This is a genomic window from Kitasatospora sp. NPDC057512, assembly GCF_042802135.1.
In the GTDB taxonomy this organism is placed as follows: domain Bacteria; phylum Actinomycetota; class Actinomycetes; order Streptomycetales; family Streptomycetaceae; genus Kitasatospora.
Genome location: NZ_JBHVET010000935.1, coordinates 1 through 2,742 on the forward strand (window position 1 = coordinate 1; position 2,742 = coordinate 2,742).

2 protein-coding genes are annotated in these 2,742 nt (G+C 75.2%); both read right to left on the reverse strand.

Annotation, left to right across the window (positions count from 1 at the left end; translation table 11 throughout):
• Positions 1–35 precede the first annotated feature (35 nt).
• A complete protein-coding gene (locus ACFU6K_RS35950; RefSeq protein WP_380670376.1) occupies positions 36–1,412 on the reverse strand; it encodes a hypothetical protein in 1,377 nt (458 codons plus the stop codon).
• 265 nt (positions 1,413–1,677) lie between these two features.
• A partial coding sequence (locus ACFU6K_RS35955; protein WP_380670378.1) for an SUKH-4 family immunity protein occupies positions 1,678–2,742 on the reverse strand: 1,065 nt, incomplete at its 5' end.

The following is a 2,742-nucleotide window of genomic DNA, read 5'->3' on the forward strand; positions in this document are numbered from 1 at the left end:
GTCGGGGCCTTCGCGGCGCGCGGTCGGGCGCCCGGTCAGCGGCGGTTGTAGGTCACCGTGTGCGGGGTCGCGTAGTCGCTGCCGTCGTCCACGATGATGATCTTCGGGACGATCCGGGTCTCGTCCTCCGACGGCTTCCCGGCACCCTTCTCCGCTGCGGCCGTCCCGCCGGTCGTCCCGTCGGCGGTCCCGCCGACCGTCTCCTCGGCGGGCGGCGCGGCCGGCTTCGGCGGCACCGGGCCGGTCGCCACGGTCCCACCGATGGCCCTGGTGGCGCTGCTGCCGACCACCGGCGTCCGCAGCACGGTCGCCGACCCCTCGCGGGCGGCGGGGGCCTTGGCCCCGGCCGGAGCCGCGGGGGCCAGGGCCTTGCGCAGGTTCGCCACCGGGATCTCCCCGGTGTCCGCCTCCGGGTCCACCGCCGCGGCGTCGACGACGGCGTCAGCGACCGCGTCCCGTGGCGCGGGGGCCGTGGCGGCCGCGCCGGAGTCCCGGACGGCCGCGGCGGCCGCGGCCGCCACCTCGGGCTCGATCTGGCCGACCGCCGCCCCGGTGAGCGAGGCCAGCGTGGCCTTGATGTGGTCCAGGTGCTGCTGCACCGTGTCCAGCCGGGTGTCGAACTCGCGCTGCTCGCGCTCGCTCTCCGCGTTGATCTTCTCGGCCTCCCGGCGGGCCTGCTCGATCAGCTGATCGGCCTTGGCCTGGGCGTCCGTCTCCAACTGCTTGATCCGGTTCAGTACGGTCTCCCGCTGCTGCTCCGCCTCCTTGACCCGGCGCTCGGCGGTCGCCGAGACCTCGGCGTCCTCGGCGTCGGCCTTGGCCTGGGCGGCGGCGAAGGTCTCGTCGGCCTTGCGGCGCCGGGCGGCCAGCTCGGCCTCGGCCTGCTCGCTGGCCTCGGCGGCGGCCACCCGCACCTTGGCGGCGTAGGCGGTGGCGGCGTCCCGGGCGGAACGGCTCTCCCGGTCGGCGTCGGACCGGATGCCCTCGGCCTCGGCCCGGGTCCGCTCCTCGGTGCGGCGGACGGCCGCGTCGGCGTCGGCACGGGTCGTGGCGCCGTACTCCTTGGCGGCGCGGTCGGCGGCCTGACCGGCCTCGTAGACCTCGTCCCGCAGGTCCTCGGCGAAGCGCTCGGCCTTCTCCCGGACGGCGCGCGCCTCGTTCTCGGCCATCGCGGCCAGTCCGGCGGCCTGCTCGCTGAGCACCTGGTAGTCGGGCTCCGGGGCGTCCTCGGCGGTCCGGCGGATGTCGGCCAGTCGGGCCTCCATCTGCCGGATGCCTGCGCCCAGGACGCTCAGCCGCTCCCACGCCTCGTCACGCTGCGCGGTGAGGGCGGCGAGGGCTCGGTCGACCTGCTCGGGCACGTAGCCACGGCGGGCCTGGGTGAAGCCGTACTGGGGGACGGCGTCGCTCATGGGCTCTTCCCCTCGTTTCGCGGGCTGCGGAGCCCATGATCGGACGGAACGGACGGATCCGGAACCGGTTCGGAGGCCGGGGCCGGATTCCGCCGTCGTACGGACCGGAATGTGTCGAGGACCGGACGAATAGACCCATCCTCTTGACCTATTTTGCGCAGATCCGGGCGAAACCCCAACGAGGCACGGCTGCGGCGGCATGCCGAAGGGGTCGTTCCGGACACCGGAACGACCCCTCCCACCTGCGAGGATCAGCGACGGCCCGCTACAGCAGGCCGTCCCAGAACTGCTCCAGCAGCACGGCCCACCACGTGTCCGCGTTCTGCAGGGCCGCCGGGTCGATCGCGGCGAGCTGGGCCTGGAAGTCGGTCGTCCATCGACCGGCCTGGTCCGGCGTCAGCCCGTACCGGAGCCGCCACATCCGGCCCAGCAGGGCCAGCGAGCGGACGAACTCCGGTACACCGCTGTTGACGAACCGGGGCGGCTGGCCGGTTCCATCGATGTCCACGGCCACCACGTGCGCGGTGCCGTACTGGACGCACAGCTGGCGGCCGTAGTCGTTGCCCAGCACCAGGTAGCCGCCGAAGTCCGGGCCCGCGGCGAGGCCGCGCTCGGCGGCCAGCTCGGCGAGCGTCGGGATCGGACGGCCCTCCTGCGCCTGCGCCCAGAAGAACGGCCCGAAGTCGCGCGGCAGCCCGGCCCACATCAGGGTCTGGGACACCGGCTCGGGCACGCCCTGGCGGGAGACGGCGCGCTGCTCGTAGCGGAACAGGTTCTGCCCGAAGGCCGCGCCGGTCTCCTGGGCGAGCTGCTGCGGCGGGAGCGGCGGCAGCGCCTGGACCGTCCCCGGCGCGGGCGGCGGCACCCGGAACGGGCGGACCCGCTGGGCACCGGACGCCAGCTGGTGCAGCTCGTCCAGGTGGTCGAGCAGCTCGGCCATCCCGGCCTGCCGGGAGGCGTGGTCGCGGCCGTACGGGGCGGTGTGGGTGAGCCGGACGTTCGGCCAGGACGCGGCGATCATGCGGTTGCAGTAGCCGCCCGGCAGGTCGCAGGACTCCAGCTCGGTGTAGAGCTCCAGCACCTGCTCCGGCGGCACGTTGAGCCGGCGCAGGTCCTGGAGGATCTTCCACTCCGGGTGCGGGGTGCCCGGCTCGCTGCGGTGCAGCAGCTTCTGCTCCGAGCCGTCCGGGCCCCGGTAGCTCAGCGCGGCGAAGTACCCCGGGCCGACCGCGGGCACGCCCGGCGGCACCGGTGCGGGCGGCGGCGAACCGGGCGCCACCGCCGGCGGGACGACCCCGGCGGCGCCGGCCGCGTTCGGGTAGCCGTAGCC